At 72.1% G+C, this 19,478-nt stretch carries 14 protein-coding genes; 6 read left to right on the plus strand and 8 right to left on the minus strand.

Going from position 1 to position 19,478, the window contains the following annotated elements:
* Positions 1 to 35: 35 nt before the first annotated feature.
* The 8 genes from FB157_RS31745 to FB157_RS31780 form a co-directional block, all read right to left on the minus strand.
* On the minus strand, positions 36 to 1,043 hold the full coding sequence (locus FB157_RS31745) for a beta-ketoacyl-ACP synthase III (RefSeq protein WP_145884106.1): 1,008 nt from the start codon (positions 1,041 to 1,043) through the stop codon (positions 36 to 38).
* On the minus strand, positions 1,040 to 2,020 hold the full coding sequence (locus tag FB157_RS31750) for a VlmB-like protein (protein ID WP_145884107.1): 981 nt from the start codon (positions 2,018 to 2,020) through the stop codon (positions 1,040 to 1,042). The genes FB157_RS31745 and FB157_RS31750 overlap by 4 nt, the downstream gene beginning before the upstream one ends.
* Positions 2,017 to 2,565: a flavin reductase family protein gene (locus FB157_RS31755; protein ID WP_145884108.1), complete on the minus strand. Its 549-nt coding sequence runs from the start codon at positions 2,563 to 2,565 to the stop codon at positions 2,017 to 2,019. Before FB157_RS31755 ends, FB157_RS31750 begins: the two co-directional genes overlap by 4 nt.
* Positions 2,562 to 3,095 (minus strand): hypothetical protein, encoded by a 534-nt coding sequence (locus FB157_RS31760; protein ID WP_145884109.1) that lies wholly within the window; start codon positions 3,093 to 3,095, stop codon positions 2,562 to 2,564. The genes FB157_RS31755 and FB157_RS31760 overlap by 4 nt, the downstream gene beginning before the upstream one ends.
* Positions 3,096 to 3,113: 18 nt before the next feature.
* Positions 3,114 to 3,599 (minus strand): type II toxin-antitoxin system RatA family toxin, encoded by a 486-nt coding sequence (locus FB157_RS31765; RefSeq protein WP_145884110.1) that lies wholly within the window; start codon positions 3,597 to 3,599, stop codon positions 3,114 to 3,116.
* A gap of 2 nt (positions 3,600 to 3,601) precedes the next feature.
* Entirely contained in the window at positions 3,602 to 4,900 is a 1,299-nt protein-coding gene (locus FB157_RS31770; protein ID WP_145884111.1) for an aspartate aminotransferase family protein, read from the minus strand.
* Positions 4,901 to 5,041: 141 nt separating this feature from the next.
* The gene (locus FB157_RS31775) at positions 5,042 to 6,184 is read right to left on the minus strand and encodes an acyl-CoA dehydrogenase family protein (RefSeq protein WP_145884112.1); all 1,143 of its coding nucleotides are present in this window, start codon (positions 6,182 to 6,184) and stop codon (positions 5,042 to 5,044) included.
* 27 nt (positions 6,185 to 6,211) lie between these two features.
* Positions 6,212 to 7,843, minus strand: a complete 1,632-nt coding sequence (locus FB157_RS31780) for an aldehyde dehydrogenase (RefSeq protein WP_145884113.1) — start codon at positions 7,841 to 7,843, stop codon at positions 6,212 to 6,214.
* Positions 7,844 to 8,004: 161 nt separating this feature from the next.
* Between FB157_RS31780 and FB157_RS31785 the strand changes: the two genes are divergently transcribed.
* From FB157_RS31785 to FB157_RS31810, 6 genes are all read left to right on the plus strand, one after another.
* Entirely contained in the window at positions 8,005 to 8,304 is a 300-nt protein-coding gene (locus tag FB157_RS31785) for an acyl carrier protein (RefSeq protein WP_145884114.1), read from the plus strand.
* Positions 8,305 to 8,315: 11 nt separating this feature from the next.
* Positions 8,316 to 14,195 carry a type I polyketide synthase gene (locus tag FB157_RS31790; protein WP_145884115.1) on the plus strand — a complete coding sequence of 1,960 codons (5,880 nt, stop codon included), beginning with the start codon at positions 8,316 to 8,318 and terminating at the stop codon, positions 14,193 to 14,195.
* A gap of 54 nt (positions 14,196 to 14,249) precedes the next feature.
* Complete coding sequence (locus tag FB157_RS31795) at positions 14,250 to 15,854, plus strand: fatty acid--CoA ligase (protein WP_145884116.1); 1,605 nt, start codon at positions 14,250 to 14,252, stop codon at positions 15,852 to 15,854.
* 33 nt (positions 15,855 to 15,887) lie between these two features.
* Positions 15,888 to 17,003 (plus strand): LLM class flavin-dependent oxidoreductase, encoded by a 1,116-nt coding sequence (locus FB157_RS31800; protein ID WP_261386670.1) that lies wholly within the window; start codon positions 15,888 to 15,890, stop codon positions 17,001 to 17,003.
* Positions 17,004 to 17,032: 29 nt separating this feature from the next.
* Positions 17,033 to 17,812: a thioesterase II family protein gene (locus FB157_RS31805; protein WP_145884188.1), complete on the plus strand. Its 780-nt coding sequence runs from the start codon at positions 17,033 to 17,035 to the stop codon at positions 17,810 to 17,812.
* Positions 17,813 to 17,983: 171 nt separating this feature from the next.
* Positions 17,984 to 19,477: an MFS transporter gene (locus FB157_RS31810; protein WP_145884118.1), complete on the plus strand. Its 1,494-nt coding sequence runs from the start codon at positions 17,984 to 17,986 to the stop codon at positions 19,475 to 19,477.
* Position 19,478 lies beyond the last annotated feature (1 nt).

Consider the following 19,478-nt stretch of genomic DNA (forward strand, 5'->3'; position numbering starts at 1 on the left):
GTACCGCTGAATCGATATGAGTGACTGACGATCGGTCAGATTGTTTGCAGCTCCGGCCAGATGACGGTCGTGGCCCCCCAGGACAGACCCCCGCCGAACGCGGTGAGCAGCACCCGGTGGCCCGCGGCGAGCCGGCCCTCGGCGGTGGCCTCGGCGAGCAGCAGCGGAATCGAGGCGGCGCCGGTGTTGCCGACCCGCGCGATGTTGCTCAGCTGCCGCTCGGCGGGAATGCCGAGCCGGTCCGAAACGGCCTCCAGGATCCGGGCGTTGGCCTGGTGCGCCACGAACCGGTCGACGTCGTCCAGCCGCCAGCCGGTCCGCTCGGCCGCCTCCGTGGACGCGGCGGTCATGTGCTCCACCGCGTGCCGGTAGGTGTCCCGGCCGAGCATCTGGAAGTAGTGGTCCTCGGGGGCGGCCGGCCGGCCGGTGGACCGCTGCCGGGAACCGCCCGCCGGGACCTCGATCAGATGGCCCAGCTCGCCGTCGCTGCCGAGCACCAGCGGGCCGATCGCACCGGGTTCACCGGCCGAGCCCGCGCGCAGCACCACCGCTCCCGCGCCGTCCGCGAAGATCACCGCGGTGGTGCGGTCCTCGGGGTTGATGATCGTGGTGAAGGCGTCCGCCGCGATCAGCAGCACCCGGTCCGCGGTCCCGGCCGCGATGAGCCCCGCCGCCGAGGCCAGGCCGTACAGGAACCCGGAGCAGACGGCCGCCACGTCGAAGGCGGGCACCTGCCCGAGCCCCAGCCGCGCGGCCACCTGCGGTGCGGTGGCCGGGCAGGGCTGGTCCGGGGTGGTGGTGGCCAGCACCACCGCCCCCACCTCCTCGTCGCCCGCGGACTTCAGCGCCCTCAGACCGGCCTCCACCGCCAGATCGCCGGTGGAGGTGCCGGGGGAGATGAAGTTCCGCTCGGCGATCCCGGTACGGGACCGGATCCAGGCGTCGGAGGTGTCGAGGCGGGCGGCCAGGTCGTCGTTGGTCACCACGTTGGGCGGGACGTACGACCCGATTCCGGTGACGACCGCGGCCCGCCCGGTGCTCATGCGCCGGCCTCCGAGGCGAGGACGCCGACGGGCAGGCCCATGTAGTCCATGCGGACCTCGGCCATCTCGTCGGTCCACTGCTCGGCCATGTCGTAGCGCTGTTCGGCGGTGGTGTCGAGCAGCCGGACGCCCGGCCAGATCTCGTAGTCCCCGATCTTGTCGGCGTGCTGGAACATGCCTTCCTGGAACAGTTCCTCGCGGTGGATGACGAACTCCCGGTCCGGGATCTCGTCCCACAGCTTCACGCCCGCGCGCAGGATCTCCAGCAGCCGCGGCTTGTACTCCGGGTGCTCGATCACATGGTCGCGCAGGATGGTGCTGGCCACGGTGAGGTGGCGGATCTCGTCGATCGCGGTGCCGCGCGAGATCTCGCCGGTCGCCGGGGACAGCGGGGTCCACTTGCGCTCGCTCAGCTCGGCCGCCGGGGCCAGCACGCCCTCGATGATGATGGCGAACACGGCGACCCCGCCGGGGAAGTCGGCCTGGTCGCGGACGATGTCCAGGGTGAAGTCCACCACCGGGTCCAGGACCCGCTTGCGGTAGTCCCGGGCCATCTCGTCGATGTCCTTGAGCAGGGTGGTCGCCGGGATGCCCAGCTCCACCAGGTGCTGGCGGAAGACCCGGGCGTGCCGCGCCTCGTCGATCAGCTGGGTGGCGTAGAACTCCATCTGCGGGATGCCGGGCGCGACGGAGACGTAGTGGCCGAGCAGCCGGGTGGCCAGCTCCTCCGCCAGGGCCCGGAAGCCGAACTCCAAGACCAGCGCCTCACGTAACGGGCCGGGCGCCTTGAGGAAGTCCGGGGTGATCGCGTTCTCGTGGTGGCCGGTCACCCCGCGGTCGCGCAGCGTGCCCTGGGCCACCGAGGTGATCCAGTAGGCGAGGTCGCACTCCTCGGGTCCGAGGGTGAGTTCCTTCGCTCCGTCCAGCAGACCGGGTGCTTTTTCCCAGTCGGCCTCGGGTGCTACGGGTGCGGTCATGATGCGGCGGCCTCCTTCGCCGGACGCAGGGAGCCGGCGAACAGCCCGCCGGCGTAACTGAACAGGGGGAGCCGCCCGTTGTCGGCGGTGGCGCGCACGACGTACCCGAGCAGCAGTTCGCTGTCGCCCGCCTCGTGGGCGGAGTGGAACCGGCAGACGTAGTGGGCGAGCGCGCCCGCGATCAGCGGGGCGTGCGCGTACCGGTCCGTCGTCCAGGCCAGGCCCGCGAAGGCCTCGCCGCCGTCGGGCCGGCCGCTGTCGGCGAACCGCCGGGCCACGTCGGCCTGGTCGCCGCCGAGCACGTTGATCGCGAACCGGCCCTCGGCGGCGGCCAGCCGGGCGAAGGACGAGCCCGCCCGCAGCGCCACACCGACCAGCAGGGGGGAGCGCGAGACCAGGGTGACCGTGCTCGCGGTGGTGCCGTGCATCCGGTCCTCGGGCCCGGTGGTCAGCACCGACACCGGGGACGCCAGGTGGTACAGGGCCCGGCGGCGCTCGGCCGGGTCCTGCCGCACCGTCCGCCGTACGCCGGTCGCGGTGGTCATCGCACGGCCTCCGTCTCCCGTACGACCGTCCGCGCCGGGACGTGCCCGACCGGCACCGGGTCCATGGCGTGCCCGACCGGCTTGGGGTGGGGCAGGCCCAGGTCGTCCAGCAGCCGCAGATAGCCCTCCTGGCGCACCGGCTCGAAGGGCAGCGCGAAGGACTTCATGAAGTTGCCGAACAGACCGCGGTCGCCGAACAGATGGAACGGCAGTACCAGCAGCGCCCACTCGGGCTTCACCAGCCAGCACCACAGCGCGGCCACCGCGCCCTGCGTGATGAGGCTGTGCATGACGTTGTAGAGGACGTAGTACGCCTTGTGGATCGGCCGGCCGCCGCTCTTCTTGAACGCGATGGCGCCGGGGATGTAGCCGATCAGGTCGATGTAGAGGAACAGCCCGAGCGCCGGCAGCCAGCGGATGTCGCCGAAGTGGTAGACGATCAGGCCGGTGGTGACGGCGAGGCCCACCAGGTACTCGGCGCGGTGCAACGAGTACGTGCGTGGTGTCTCGAAGGGGTTCGCCTGGTCCATGGTCAGCTCCTCGGCGTTCTACTGGGCGCCGACCGCGGCGGGCTCGGTGAGCTGGATGCCGCCCTGGATCCGCACGGCCGGGTACAGCCCGGTCAGCGCCCAGGCGACGGTCTCCTTGATGACCCGCTCGGCGATCGGGTCGAGGATGCCCTCCAGGCTCGGGATGCCGAAGTCGAAGTCGGCGTCGAAGCGGACGCTGACGTCGGCGCCGTTCTGCTGCACCGACCAGGTGCCGGAGAAGGAGTCGAAGTCGCCGTCGGACTGCTCGAAGCGGATCTCCCCGCTCTCCGGCAGCACGGTGTCGTCCTCGGTCCAGCGCAGCAGGCCGCTGCGGAAGTGCAGCTCCCAGCTGGAGGAGGCCTTCGGGTCGGGGTAGGAGGCGTGCACCGTGGTCGCGTTGACGTGGGGCGCGAGGTCCGGGTACTTCTCCCAGCGCCGTACGGCGTGCAGGACCGTTTCGGCCTGCTCCGCGGGTATCAGGGCATCGAGTTCGACGTGCCGCACGATCAGTTACCGCCTTCCGGCATCTTGGCCGCGCCCCGGATGAGGTCGCGGGTGGCCAGGTCGAAGGAGTTGACGAGGAAGTCCACGTCGGTGTCGTCCAGCACGGCGGGCGGCGTGAACCGCACCACCGAGCTGCCGTTCATGGAGTGGTTGGCGACCACGCCGTGGTTGAAGAGCTCGATCAGCAGCTCGCCGGCCAGACCGGCCTCCACGAGCTCCACGCCGATGAGCAGACCCCGGCCGCGCACGTCCACCACCAGCTCGGGGATGTTGCGGTGGGCGACCTCCGCGATCCGCGGCAGCAGCCGGGCACCGAGGTCCATGGCCCGGGTGACCAGGCGCTCCTCCTTGACGGCCCGGATCGCGCCCTGCACCGCGGCCATCAGCACCGGCTGCCCGGAGAAGGTGGCCGTGTGGACGTAGGGGTCCTTGTCGAAGGGGCGGAACGCCTTGCGGGTGGCTACGGCCGCCGACACCGGCATCACACCGCCGCCGAGCGCCTTGCCGGTGAGCAGGACGTCCGGGACGACGCCCTCGATGTCGGCGCCCCACCACTCGCCGAGCCGTCCGAAGCCGGACTGCACCTCGTCGAGGATGAGGAAGCCCTCGTACTCGCGGACCAGCTCCTCGACCCGCTTGAGGTAGCCCTTCGGCGGGAGGATGACCCCGCCCTCGCCCTGCACCGGCTCCAGGATCACGCAGACCTCGCCCGGGTGCGCCCGCAGTTCCGCCTCCAGGGCGTCGGCGTCGCCGAACGGCAGGTGCTGGAAGTCGGGCACGAGCGGGCGGAACGGCGCCTGGTAGACGTCCTTCGCGGTCGCCGACAGGGCGCCCAGCGTCTTGCCGTGGTAGCCGCCGCGCATCGAGATGGTGCGCTTGAAGCCGTTCGCACGGGCCAGCTTCAGGCCGGTCTCCACCGCCTCCGCGCCGGACAGCGCGAAGTGCACGCGGTCGAGTCCGGGCGGCAGCACCGAGACCAGGGCCTCGGCGGCGCGGGCCACCGTCGGCTCCAGCAGGATGCGGGTCGCCGTGGGGTGGGTGCGCAGCTGGCGCTCCACCTCCTCCATGACGATCGGGTGCCGGGCGCCCATGATGAACACGCCGTACCCGCCCGCGTTCAGGAAGCGCTCACCGTCGCTGGTGGTGAGCCAGGCGCCCTCCGACGCCACCTCCATGTGACTGCCGAACAACTCGGCGAGCGTGGCCCGGCCCTTGCTGAGGTGGGCCCGGTACAGGTTGAGGATCTCCGCCTCGTCGACGGCGGCGGTCGCCGGCGCCGGGGAATCCTGGATGACGGTCACGTGTCGCTCACTCCAAAAAGGTGGGGTGGGGGGGGAGCGCCCCGAAGGGGCGCGGGGCCGTGTCGACATGCGGCTCCGCCGCGCGGGCGCGACCAGCCACATGCGGCCCGCGGTCGCCCACTCGGCTCTGCCGGCCGAGCTCTACGCCAGAACCAGCGGCCCTCCGCCGAAGTACGCGAGCAGCGGCTCCGCGGCGGCGAGTCGAGATGGCGGATGAAAGGCCAGCGCACGAGTAGCGGCAGCGGCTTGCGCGCTCGCGGAGTTGCTGATGAAGTCCAGCCCGCCGAGCAGCTCCAGCGCACGGGCCACGATGTCCGGCAGCGCGTTCTGCACCGCGTACCGGGCGACCAGCACGCGGGCCACCGACTCCTCGTCGCCGGGCTCCGCGCCGGTGCCCCGGGCCACGCCCTCCAGCAGGGCGAGGGCCGCCTCCATGTCGACGGCGAGCGCGGCCCGCTCCTCCGAGCTGCCCCGCTGCCGCTCCAGCACCTGCTCCACCAGCGCGGCGGCGGAGCCCGCGTATCCGGCGGAGATCAGCATCTCGAACCAGACGAATCCGGCCGACTGCAGGTCGTCGAGTCGGGTGGGGTCGTCGGCGCCGGCCCGGACGACCATCTCGGCCGGGACGAACACGTCCTCCAGGCGTACCTCGTCGCTCTCCGCGCCGGCCAGCAGGTCGTTGCCCCAGAACGGGTGCACGGACATGCCGGGCGCGTCGGCCGGCACCAGCGCGAGCGCCAGCTCCGGCTCGCCGCCCTCCTCGCCGTGGATGGCGATGGACGCGGTCAGCAGGCTCATCGAACCCGACAGGCTGCACGGCTTCTTCGAGCCGGACAGCAGGAACCCGCCCTCGACCGGACGCGCGGTCACGGCCGGCTTCAGGATGTTCTGCGCGGTGCGGCCCTCGGCCCAGCCGGAGGCCAGCACCTGCTGGTCCGGCACGATCCGGTGCAGCAGCTCGGTCTGCGCGGCGGTGAGCCGGCCCGACTTGACCGCCAGCGAGTACAGCATGGCGGCGGTGAAGTGGTGCATGGACACGGCCGCGACCAGCGACGGGGAGAGCGCGCCGAGGGCGAGCTGGACCCGCAGCGCCTCGAGCGGGGCGGCGCCGTGGCCGCCGTAGGCCTCGGGTATCAGGAGACCGACCCCGCCGTGGATACGGAACAGGTCGATCACCGGGCTGCCGGGCCGTTCCCGCCCGGCATACGGGATCTGCTCCAGCTCCTTGAGCAGTCCGGGGTGGAACCGCTCGCAGACGGTCCGGGCAGCATCGAGGGAACGCACGGGAAACCTCCGCAGGACTGGGTGTGGTCAGGCGCCGAAGACCGCGTCGTACGGGCTCACGTCGCGGGCGATGCTGACTCCCTGGATGTGGGAGGTCTTGAGCATCGGGTAGTTGGCCTCGCCGAAGGCGCCGCCGGTGCGGCCGGTGCCGCCGTGGCTCGGCAGGTACGGCAGGAAGCCGATGTGGGAATCGTTGACCTTGAGCAGGCCGCCGTTGACCACGCGGCGCACGAAGGTCTCGATGACGTGGTCCGAGCGCGACCACAGGGAGTTGCGCAGCCCGTAGTCGTTGCTGTTGACGAACTGCAGGAACGCCTCCAGCAGGGCGTCGTCGTTGTCGCGTTCGGCGACCACGATCGGGATCAGCGGGAAGAACGTCTCCTCACGGACCACGTCGTAGGTCCGGGCCCGGTCCAGGCCGTCCACCCGCACCACCGTCGGCTGCAGGAAGACACCCGTCTCGGACACCGTGCCGTCGACCTCGGTGCGGTTGCCGCCGGTGACCAGCTCGGCGCCGTTGTCCATCGCCTGCCGCAGCAGCCGGAAGAAGCGCTCGCTGCGCCGCACCGGCGACAGCAGCACGTCCTCCTCCTCGGGCAGGCCCGGCCTGATGCCCTTGACCTGCTCCTTGACCTCCGCGATCAGCGCCTCGGCGATCTCGGGGTGGACCAGCACGTAGTTGGGCACCATGCAGATCTGCCCGGAGCCGTAGAACGACTCGGTGATGGCCTCGGCCGCCCACTTCACGTCGGCGTCCTTCCACACCACGATGCCGTCGTTGCCGGCGAGTTCGAGGATCGGCTTCTTGCCGTGTGCCACGCACTGCTGCTCGAAGCGCAGGCCCTCCTGGCTGCCGCCGATGTAGAAGATGTCGTTGATCAGCGGGTCGGCGATCCAGCGGTCCATGGTCTGCTTCGGGTTGGAGCACACCGCGTTGAGCACACCGGCCGGCGCGTCGATCTCCTCCAGCAGCGGGGCGACGATGTCGCGCAGCAGCCACATGGTGGACAGCGCGATGCTGCGGGGCGCCCGCACCACCACGGCGTTGCCGGCCATGAGGGCCAGCACGCAGAGAGCAGTGCTCGGCAGCGGGGCGTTCTGCGGCGGGTTGAAGGCGACCACGCCGTCCGGCTGGCGGTGCAGGATCAGCTTGCGGCCGTTGTACTCCTTCTCGACCCGCATCTGCTTCAGGTACCAGCGCAGGGAGCCCGGGGCGTAGATCTGCAGCAGGCAGCTCAGCTCCCAGCGGGCCAGCTTCACGGGGTGGGACTCGGCGACCAGCATGCGCAGGAACTCGTCCTGGTGCTTGATCAGTTCCTCGCGGAAGCGGGTGCCCAGCTGCATCCGCCGCTCCAGCGGTACGGCCGCCCAGTCGGGGGCGGCCGCGGCGGCCGCCTGGGTGGCCAGGTCGATGGCGGAGTCGTCCGCGATCGCGCAGCGCCCGACGACATAGGGGTGCTTGGCCGCGTCGGACTCGGGGTCCTGTTCGAGCGAGCGCTTCAGGGTCACGCTGGTGAACACGTCTTCCAGCAGGGAGCGCCCGCTGACGGTGTATACCCATCCGTCCCCGGCGACGTCCTTGCCCGCGATGTAGAGGTCGTAACTCTTCAATCCGGAAGGTGCCTCAGCACTCTCCTCCTGCGCGGCTTCGCGAAGCATCTTCAGCCTTTCGGATATGGCGTGTGGATTTCTTGAAGCAATGCGAGCCTGACAGCGGAATCTGACCCCGCGCTGACACGTGACTGACCGCGCCGATCAAGCCACGGGAGCGCTCTCGGGGCTGTCAGCGGGGTGTCAGCCGGCCTTGCTTGCATGACGGCATGCCACCTGTCGACAGCACGATCCAGCGGTTGCGCGACCTGCCGCGCAGTGAACTCGCCGAAGAAATCGAGTCAATCGTCCTGGTGAAATTCAAGGCAGTGCTTCTCATGGACGATTCCGAGGATCTCCCCCTCGACGTCAGCTATTTCGATCTCGGCCTCACCTCGCTGCGGCTGACCGAGATACGGCAGAGCCTGGAGCAGCTCCTGGACCTGTCGATCAACGTCAACGTGCTCTTCAACGAGCCGACGATCGCCCACCTCGTGGACCACCTGACCCAGGCCATCCAGGAAGCTTGAGGAGTAGCTCCATGCCGCGTAAGGAATCAGAGCAGGCGCCCGAGCCGGTCGCGATCGTCGGAATCGGTCTGCGGTTCCCCGGCGGCAGCGGCTCGCCCGACGAGTTCGACGCCTTCCTGCGGGAGGGCCGCAGCGGGATCGTCCCGATCCCCCGGGACCGCTGGGACGTCGACGCGTTCACGCCCGAGGGCCCGGACGACAAGGGCAAGATCCGCGCCTCGGCCGGCGGGTTCCTGGACCGCATCGACCTGTTCGACGCCGGCTTCTTCAACATCTCCCCGAAGGAAGCCCGGTACATGGACCCCCAGCAGCGGCTGCTGCTGGAGACCGCCTGGCAGGCCCTGGAGCACGCGGGCATCGACCCGGCGCCGCTGCGCCGCGGCAACGGCGGCGTGTACATCGGCGCCAGCTCCATCGACTACGCACTCGAACTGGACTCGCTGCCCTACGAGGAGCTGGACGGCCATCTGGCGTCCGGCATCACCATGTTCCCGCTGTCCGGCCGCCTCTCCTACTTCCTCGGCTGGCGCGGCCCGAGCATGAGCGTCGACACCGCCTGCTCCTCCTCGCTGGTCGCGCTGCACCTCGCGGTGCAGGCACTGCGCGCCGGCGAGACCGACATCGCGCTGTGCGGCGGCGTCAACGCCCTGCACCACCCGCGCATCCCGGTGATGTTCTCCAACGCCCAGATGCTCTCCCCGGACGGGCAGTGCAAGACCTTCGACGAGGCCGCCGACGGCTACGCCCGCGCCGAGGGCTGCGGCATCGTCGTCATCAAGCGGCTCGCCGACGCCGAGCGCGACGGCGACCGGATCCTCGCCCTGGTGCGCGGCACCGCCGTCGGCCAGGACGGCGACAGCGCCGGTCTCACCGTGCCCAACGGCCCCGCCCAGGAGAAGGTGATCCGCAGCGCACTGGCCGCCGCCCACCTCGCGCCGGAGGACATCCAGTACGTCGAGGCGCACGGCACCGGCACCCCGCTCGGCGACCCCATCGAGTTCGGCGCCATCGGCGACGTGTTCGTCGACTCCCACACCAAGGACCGGCCGGTGCTGGTCGGTTCGGTGAAGACCAACTTCGGTCACATGGAGCCCGCCTCCGGCATCGTCGGCGTCATCAAGACCGTCCTCCAGCTGCGCGCGGGCACGATCTACCCGCACATCAACCTCAACACTCCCTCGGGGCGCATCCCCTGGGACCTCTACCCGGTCCGGGTCCCGACGGCCTGCGAGCCCTGGGAGGCCGAGGTCCGGCGCGCGGTCGTCAACAGCTTCGGCTTCGCCGGGACCATCGGCGCGGTCGTCCTCGAGCAGGCCCCCGAGCCGGCCCCGCAGCCCTGCGAGGGCGGGGCCGCACCGGTGTTCACCCTGTCCGCGAAGAACGCCGGCGCCCTGCGCGAACTCGCCGCCGAATACCGGAAGCTGGTCGACGAACAGCCTCTGGCGGCGCTCTGCCACAGCGCCAACACCACCCGCACCCACCACCCCTTCCGGATCGCCGCGCCCGTCGCCGACAGCGCCGCGCTCGCCCGGCTCCTGGACCAGGCCGCCGAGGCCGAGCACGAGGGGCCCTCCGGCATCCGCAAGACCGCGTTCATGTTCACCGGCCAGGGCTCCCAGTACGCCGGCATGGGCGCCGCCCTCTACGCGGCGCTGCCCGTCTTCCGCGCCCAGGTCGACGCGTGCGACCGGCTGTTCGCCGAACACCTCGGCCGCTCGGTGCGCGAGCTGCTGCTCGGCACCGCAGCCGACCCCGAGGCGATCGACCGCACCGAGTACACCCAGCCCGCCCTGTTCACCCTGGAGTACGCCCTCGCCCAGCAGTGGATGGCCTGGGGCGTGCGCCCGAACGTGCTCATCGGGCACAGCATCGGCGAGGTCGTCGCCGCCGCCGTGGCCGGCCTGTTCAGCCTGGCGGACGCGGTCACCCTGGTCGCCGCCCGGGCCCGGCTGATGCAGGCCGTGCGCACCGAGGGCGGCATGGCCGCCGTCGCCGCCCCCGTCGAGGTGGTCGCCCCCCTGCTGGAGGGCCGCGCCGACCTGGCCCTGGCCGGGGTCAACGCCCCCGACCAGACGGTGATCTCCGGTGCCACCGCCGCGCTGGACGAGGTGGTGGGCATCCTGGAGGGCAGGGGCGTCCGCGTCGACCGCCTCAAGGTCTCGCACGCCTTCCACTCCCCGCTGATGGCCGAGGTCTACGACGACTTCCGCGCGGCCCTCGGCGGCATCACCTTCCACGAGCCGAAGATCAGCCTCATCTCGAACGTCACCGGACGCCTCGCCCGGTTCCGCGAGATCGGCGACCCCGACTACTGGGTGCGGCACATCGGCGAACCGGTCCGCTTCCTCGACGGCATCCGGGCCGTCGCCAAGCGCGGCCGGCACGCCCTGATCGAGGTCGGCCCGCAGGCCGGGCTCACCGCGCTCGCCCGGCGCGGGGTCACCGTCGAGGACCACCTGTGGCTGGCCAGCCTGCGCCGCCGCGACACCACCACCTCGACCACCCTCACCGCACTCGCCGACTACTACGCGGCAGGCCTCGGCGTCTCCTGGACCGACTACCACGCCGGTCACCCCGTGCCCGCCCGCGTGGACCTGCCGACGTACGCCTTCCAGCGCAAGCGCTACTGGCTGCCCACCGCCACACCCCGCAGGGCGGCCGCGAACGGCACCGCCCGGCACCTGCTGCTCGGCGTCGAGGAGCGGTTCGCCAGTGGAGTGCGGGAGTTCAACGCGGAGTTCACCGCCGAGGAACTCGGCGCGCTCGCCGACCTCGCCGACGGCGGCCGTACCGTCCTGCCCGCCGGCGCCTACGTCGACCTGTTGCTCGCCGTGCAGGACGCGGTCCAGGGCCACGCCCGATCCGCCGTCCGGGACCTCAGGCTGCTCGCCCCGCTGGAGCTGCCCGCCGAGACGGTGACCGCGCTGACCACCCGCTGGCGGCCGCGCCCGGGCGGCGGCGCCGAGGTCGAGGTGTTCACGGTCGTCGGCGGCGAGGAGAACCTGCACGCCACCGCCGTGGTCGCCGCCGAACGCGAACCCCTGGTCCCCGTCTCGGAGCTGGCGGAGCTGGACGCCACGCTGGCCCCGGCCGGACAGCAGATCGACGACGAGGACATCTACACCGACCTCGCCTCCGTCGGCCGCCCGCAGGGACCCCGGATGCGGCTGCTGCTGCACGCCGCCCGGCACGGCGACGCAGTGCCCCGGCAGGCAACGTCCGCCCCGTCGCGACGCCCGGCACGCTCCCCCAAGCTCTTCGAGCAGGGGGTACCCCCACTCGCCGGACCGGCCGAAAGCCCGAGTACGTCCAGTACGAGGACTTCCGGCCGGCACACCGAGAGCACGCACCGGACGCCGCTCCTTGACGGGCAAACGTTGCCTGCCGGGGCACTGGTCACCGGCGAGCTGACCGGCCGCGACGCAAGCGCCGTCGAGCACGTCCCGGCGGAACTGCTGGAGGCCGCGGTGCAGGCCCTGGTCGTCCTCGACCCCGAGGGCCCGGTGTTCGTACCGCGCGAGATCGCCTCCGTGCGGCACTTCCGCAAGCCGCGCGGCGAGAACCTGCGCGTCCTCGCCCGGGTCCGCGGCGAGCAGGACCGGCGCCTGGCCGACGTGCTGCTGCTGGAGAACGGCGATCCGGTGGCCGAGCTGCTCGGTGTCCGCATGGCCCGGCCCGAGGGCCGCGGTGGCCGCCGTCAGTTCCTGCACCGCCCCGACTGGGTGCGCCGGGCGCTGCCGGCCAAGGAGCACGCACCTGCCCGGCACGTGGTCCTGCTCGACCCGTCCGCGGTCCGCGCGGCCGAACTCGCCGCCGAACCCGGTCTGAAGGTCACCTGGCTGCCCGACCTCACCGACCTCAAGGCCGCCCTGGAGGACCCCACCGTCACCGACGTCTGCCGGATCTGGCGGCAGCGCCCGGCGCCGATGTCCGACGGCCGGCTGCGCGTGGAGTGCGAGGACAACTACCGCGAACTCCTCACGCTCGTAGGTGCGTTGGACGCCTCCGGTGCCACGCGGCCGCCCCGGCTGTGGCTGGTCACCGAGGGCGCCCAGTGGCTGCCCGGTGACCCGGCCGGCGACGGCGGGCACCTCGGCGCCGCCACCCTGTGGGGCTTCGGGCGGGTGCTGCTGACCGAGTACCCGCAGTACCGGACGACCCTGGTGGACCTCGCCCCGGGCAGCGGCCTCACCCCGCTCGCGGACGAGTGGCGCAGTGAGCCGCCCGGCGAGTACCAGGTCGCCCACCGCCCCGGCCGCCGCTATGTGCGCCGGCTGCTCGCCGGTGACTCGACCCTCACCTGGACCGGAGGCTTCGAACTGCGCGCCCCCGACTCCGGCGACCTGTCCGACCTGGCGCCGGCCTCGGTCACCGAGCGGGCGCCCGGGGCCGAGGAGGTCCAGGTCCGCGTGCACGCCGTCGGCCTGACCGCCGAGGACGCCCGCACCGCCCTGGACACCGGACGCGCCGAACGCGCCGAGGAGGATGCGGGCGTGGAGGAACCGCCGCCGCTGCTCGGCCAGTTGGCCCGTGGCACGGTCCTCGCCGCCGCCGCCGGCACCGGCTTCGCGGCCGGCGACGAGGTCCTCGTCCGGCACGACGGCACCTTCCGCTCCACGCTCACCGTGCCCGCGGTGGCCGTCGTCCACGCCACCGGTTCCGACGACACCGCGCCCCGCTTCCGGCTGGACGAGACCGGCGAGGCCCTGCGCACCGCCCTGTCCGACCCCGCCCAACCCACCTGGGTGACACTCCCCGAGGACCCGGCCGAGGAGCAGAGCGACCCCGTCGACGAGGGCCCGGCCGGGCTCCGCGCCGACCGCACCTACCTGGTCACCGGTGGTCTCGGCGGCCTCGGCCTGGTCACCGCGCGCAAGCTGGTCGCGCTCGGCGCCCGGCACCTGACCCTGGTCAGCCGCAGCGGCCGGGCCACCGAGGAGGCCTCACCGGTCCTCGCGGACCTGGCCGCCGACGCCGAGATCGACGTCGTACGCGCCGACATCTCCCGCTCGGAGGACGTCCAGCGCCTGGTGCGGCACCTCGCGGCGGGCCCGTACCCGCTCGGCGGGATCGTGCACGCGGCCGGCTCCTACGACAAGAAGCTGATCTCCGAGCTGACCTGGGAGTCGATCGACGCTCAGCTCGCGGCGAAGGCGTACGGCGGCTGGCTGCTGCACGAGGCGGCCGAGGAGTCCTTCCCCGAGCTGGAGTTCTTCGTCACCTACTCCTCCATCGCCTCCGTCCTCGGCGGCGCGACCCAGGGCCACTACGCCGCCGCCAGCGCCGGACTCGACGCACTCGCCGAGTGGCGCAGCCGCCGCGGGGTGCCGGGGCTCTCGGTCAACTGGGGCGCCTGGGCCCGGGTCGGCATGTCGGCCCGCCTCGAGGAGCACCTCAGCCAGGAGATCGAGCGCAGCGGCGTCCGCTTCTTCTCCCCGACCCGGGCCCTGGACACCCTGGCCCGGCTGTGGGGACGGCCGCGCACCCAGCGGATCGTCGGCGAGTTCGACTGGGACCGCTATGTGGCGGGCAGCGTCACCGGCGACCTGTTCTACGACCGGCTCGCCCGGCAGGCCCCCGAGGACGACGGCACCGGCCTCGACCTCACGGCACTGGCCGCGCTGCCCGGGGCCGAACGCCTGGCCGCCGTCACCGGCGTGGTCCGCGAGAAGGTCGGCGCCGTCCTGCACCTGGAGGAGGGCGACGAGCTGGACGTGTCCACCGAGTTCGTGTCGCTGGGCCTGGACTCCCTGATGGCCCAGCAGGTCAAGGCCGCACTGGAGCAGACGTTCCGACTGCCCCTGCCGGCCTCCCTCACCCAGGACCACCCCACGGTCCGTGCGCTGGCCCAGTTCGTCGACGGCTCGCTCGGTCCGGTACCGGCAGTGTGACAGAGCTGGGGGGCGTCCTCGACAGGGGACGCCCCCCAGGGACGGGAACCCACCATGACTGACATACCGAGGGAGCGCTGGACGCTCCACCACTCCTCCCGGGCCCACGCCGGAAGCCGCCCGGACCACCCGGCGATCATCTGCGAGGGCCGCGTCACCACCTACGAGAAGCTCCACCGCGACAGCAACCGGGCCGCGCACGCCCTGCACACCAGCGGGGTCAGGCGCGGTGACCGGGTCGCCTACCTGGGCCGCGAGTCGGCCAACTACTACCTGGTGATGATCGCCTGCGCCAAGGCCGGCGCGGTCCTGGTGCCGGTCAACTGGCGGCTCACCCCGCACGAGGTCGACCACATCCTGCGTGACTCCGGCGCCGCCCTGATCTTCGTCGACGACGAGTTCTGGGACACCGTCGCCATCGTCCGCCACCAACTGCGCGGGCTGCGCAGGGTGATCCGGGTCGACGGCACCGACGCCGACGGCGAACCCGCCCGCGGCGCGGGCCTGCTCGCCTGGGCCGCCGACCAGCCCGACACCGACCTCACGCCCGGCACCGGTCCGGACGACGCGGTCATCCAGATCTACACCAGCGGCACCACCGGCCTGCCCAAGGGCGCGGTCCTCGCCCACCGCAGCTTCTTCACGCTGCCGCACGCGAGCCGCGAGCGGGGCGTCGACTGGATCGACTGGCTGCCCGAGGACGTCGCCCTGATCTCCCTGCCGGGCTTCGGCGTGGCCGGCATCGGCTGGTTCCTGCACACGTTCAACGCCGGCGGCACGAACGTGATCATGCCGCAGTTCGACCCGCAGCAGGCGGTACGGCTCATCCGCAGCCACGGGGTCACCACCACTTTCGCAGCCCCGGCCATGCTCCAGGCGATGGCGGCCGAACGCGGCGCGGGCCCCGAGGCGTTCGCCTCCCTGCGCAAGATCGCCTACGGCGCCGCCCCCATGTCCGAGACACTGCTCAAGCAGTGCCTGGAGACCTACCGCTGCGAGTTCGCGCAGATCTACGCCAGCACCGAGACCGGCAGTGTCGCGGTCTGTCTCCCGCCCGAGGCGCACCACCCCGGCAGCACGGTCCTCACCTCGGTCGGCAGGCCCTGCCCCGGCAACGAGGTCAAGGTGATCGGCCCCGACGGCGAGACCCTGCCCGTCGGCGCCATCGGCCAGATCTGCGTCCGCGCACCCTCCCGGATGCTCGGCTACTGGAACCTGCCCGAGGCCACCGCCCGCACCCTGGTGGGGGAGTGGCTGCACATGGGCGACGCCGGCTACCTCGACGAGGACGGCTATCTCCACCTGTGCGACCGCATCAACGACACGATCATCGTCGCCGGGCAGAACATCTACCCGGCCGAGGTCGAGAAGGCACTCGCCGCGCACCCGGCCGTCGCCGACACGGCCGTCGTCGGCCTCCCCGACGACCGCTGGGGCGAGAGCGTGCACGCCGTGGTGGTCCTCCGGCCCGGCGCGACCGCCACCCCCCGGGAACTCCTGCTGTCGCTGCGGGGCCGCATCGCCGACTACAAGATCCCGGGCACGTACCACTTCGCCGAGTCCCTCCCGCGCAACCCGTCGGGCAAGATCCTGCGCCGCGCGGTGAGGGAGCAACTGGCGGCGCCGACCAGGGACGCACTGAAGGCAACGGTCGTCTGACGACTCCTGTCACTTGAGAAAGGAAACCGACGTATGCCTTCCAACGCCGAAGAGAGCAACTCCCAAGGGGCGCGGGGCCGTGCTGATATGCGGCTCCGCCGCGGGGCGCGACCAGCCGCCACCGGCCCGCAGACCGCAGACCACGGCCGGCCCCCTCTCCAGATCGGCATCCTCCTCCCCACCCGGGAGCAGGCGATCAACGGCACCTACGCGGCAGCCCCGCTGATCGACTTCGCCAAAACCGCGGAAACGCTCGGCTTCGACTCCTTGTGGGCCGGGGACTCCCTGACCGCCCGCCCCCGCCTGGATCCCCTGATCGTGCTGTCGGCCGCGGCCGCCGCCACGAACCGCATCACTGTCGGCACCGCCGCCCTCACCCCCGCCCTGCGCCACCCCCTCATCGGCGCCAACATGATCGCGAGCCTCAGCCATGTCGCCGCCGACCGGCTGATCCTCGGCCTCGGTTCGGGCTTCCCGATGCCCGAGACCGAGGAGGAGTTCGCCTCCGTCGGCGCCTCCTTCCAGGGCCGCGTCGGCCGCCTGGACGAGATCACCGCCCTGTGGCGGACGGCGTGGCGGTCGGGCGAGGAGGGCGAACCCGGCGACTTCCAGGGCAAGTTCTGGCAGGCAGAGAACCTTGACCGGCTCCCCTCGCCCGCGATCCCCGGCGGCCCGCCGCTCTGGCTGGCCGGCAGCGACACCTCCAAGGTCCTGGCCCGCGTGGCCACGCGCTACGACGGCTGGCTGCCCTTCCTCCCGGACGTCGACGCCTACGCACGCGCCCGCCGTCGTATCGCCGAACTCGCCGAGGAGGCGGGGCGGGGAGCCGACGCGGTCGTCCCGGCGCTGTACGCCACCGTCACGGTCAACGCCAGTGAGAGCGCGGCCAAGGCCGAACTGGAGCACTACATCAGCCACTACTACGGCCGCTCCCTGGAGCAGATGCGGAGCATCCAGGCCTACGCCTGGGGCAGCGCCGAGAAGTGCGCCGAGTGGCTCGGCGACTACGTCCGCGCCGGCGCCCGGCACCTGGTCGTACGGATCGGATCCCTGGACCCCGAGCCGCAGTTGAAGGAGATCGCCGAGGTGCTGCTGCCCGCGGTACGCGCCCTCGGCCCGTCCACCACCGTTGGGAGTACGCAGTCGTGACCACCGCCATCGGCACCGTCGGCAGCCAGATGTCCACCGAGGGGCACTGGTTCCACCCCGTGGAGCCCTCGCCCGACGCCTCCATCCGGCTGTTCCTGCTGCCCCACGCGGGCAGCGGCGCCATCATCTACCGCGACTGGGAGAGCCTGCTGCCCCCGGACATCGCGGCCCAGGCGGTGACCCTGCCGGGCCGTCACAACCGCCGGGAGGAGCAGAGCTACGAGAACTTCTGGCCGCTGCTCGACGCCCTGCACGAGGCGGTCCTGGGCGACCTGGACGACCGGCCGTTCGCCTTCTTCGGCCACTGCCTCGGCGCACAGCTGGCGTTCCGGCTCGCCATCAAGATGGAGGCGGAGGGCGGGCCGGCTCCGGTGATGGTCGGCATGTCCGGCTGGTCGCCGGTGGGCTTCTTCCAGCCGACGGAGGAGCAGAGCCGGATGCCGGAGCCCGAACTGGTCGAGTGGATCAAGAAGCTGGGCTCGTTCCCGGCCGAGATCTACGACAACCCCGAGATGCTCGCGCTCGTCGTGCCCGCACTGCGCGCCGACCTCAGGGTCGCCGGCGACTACGAGGACGACGGCGCCGGCGTCACCTGCCCGCTCGCCTCCTACGGCGGTCGCAGCGACCCGCTGCAGGAGGCCCCGGACGCCATGACCCACTGGGCCGGGCGCACCCCCGGCTACCTCGGCCACAGCGAGTACGAGGGCGGTCACTTCTACATCGACACGCACGCCCAGGCCGTCACCGCGCACTTCGCGCACCGGCTGCAGCGGACCGTGGCCAGGGCCGCGGGCCAGAGCAGGCCCTGAGACCGGAGGCCGCGTCAGCGCCGCGTCAGCGCCGCGTCAGCGCCGCGTCAGCGGGGCGCGGGACAGTGACCCGATGACTGTGTTCCGGGTGCTGTCCCGCGCCCCGCAGTGCGTCGCGGACCCTCGTGGCCCGCAATCAACCGGCACAAAACGACCTAGGGAGGGTCGTCCATGACCACCGAAGCGGAACTGACCGGCAGCGCGGCCTCGGCCGCACCGCCACCGGACATCGAGGAGGCCGCCGGAGCACCCGCGTGGGGCGCGCTTCTGGTCGTGCTGGCCGGCCTGTTCATCACCAACCTCGACTTCTTCATCGTCAACGTGGCCATCCCCTCGCTGCAACAGGGGATGCACGCCACCGCGGCCGAGATCCAGCTGGTCGCCGCCACGTTCAACATCGGTCTGTCGGCCATGCTGATCACCGGCGGCCGGCTCGGCGACCTCTACGGCCGCCGGCGGATCTTCTCCATCGGCCTGGCCCTGTTCACGCTGGCCTCACTGGCCTGCGGCCTCGCGCCGAACATGGGCGAGCTGATCGCGGCGCGCGCGGTGCAGGGCGCCGCGGCCGCGCTGGTCATCCCGCAGGTCCTCGGCATCCTGACCACGACGTACACGGGCAAGGCCCGGGTCGCCGCGTTCAACGCCTACGGCCTGACGCTCGGCGCCTCGGCCGTCTTCGGGCAGCTGATCGGCGGCCTGCTGATCAAGGCGGACGTGTTCGGCTGGGACTGGCGGACCATCTTCCTGATCAACGTGCCGATCGGCGCCGTCGTCCTGCTGCTGACCCCGAAGCTGGTGCCCGAGTCCCGCGCCGACGGCCACACGGGCCTCGACCTGACCGGTGTGGTCCTGGTGACCGCCGGGCTCACCGCCGTCGTGCTGCCGCTGGTCGAGGGCCGTGAGCAGGGCTGGCCCACCTGGACCTGGGAGTGCCTGGTGGCCGCCGTACCGCTGCTGGCCGCCTTCTGGTACACCCAGCGCCGCAAGGCGGCCCGCGGCAGGTCGCCGCTGGTCAACCCGAGCCTCTTCGAGGACCGTGCGTTCGGTGTGGGTGTGGTCTCCCTGCTGGTGTTCTTCGCCGCGATGGCCTCCTTCTTCCTGGTCCTCGCGCTGTATCTGCAGGAGGGCCGCGGCCAGTCCGCGCTGCGCTCCGGGCTGCTGTTCATCCCGCTCGGCCTCGGCTTCTTCGTCGGCTCGGTGCAGGCGCCGAAGGCCGCGGCCAAGCTGGGCAAGCAGGTGCTGGCCCTGGGCGCCGTGCTGCTGGCGGCGGGTGACCTGGCGCTGGCCGAGACCGTGTGGCACCTGGACAGCAGCGGTTCCGTGGCCTGGTGCATCCCGGCCATGGTGCTCGGCGGGTTCGGCATGGGCTTCGTCGTCGCCCCGCTCACCTCGCTGGTCCTGGAGGGCGTGGCCCCGCACCACGCGGCCGCCGCGTCCGGTGTCTTCTCCACCGCCCAGGAGATGGGCAACGCCATCGGCATCGCGGTGATCGGCGTGGTCTTCTTCGGCGTGGCCGGGCACCGGATCGACGCCCATTCCTATGCCCACGCCTTCGGTATCAGTCTGCTGGCGCAGGCCGGGTTCTGCGTCCTGGTGGCGGCTCTGGTGCAGTTGCTGCCGCGGGCCCGGCAGGCGGGTGCCGCGAGCGCGCCCGAGGCCGCCTGAC

Origin of the sequence: Streptomyces sp. BK340, from assembly GCF_007827595.1 — a bacterium.
Lineage (GTDB): Bacteria > Actinomycetota > Actinomycetes > Streptomycetales > Streptomycetaceae > Streptomyces.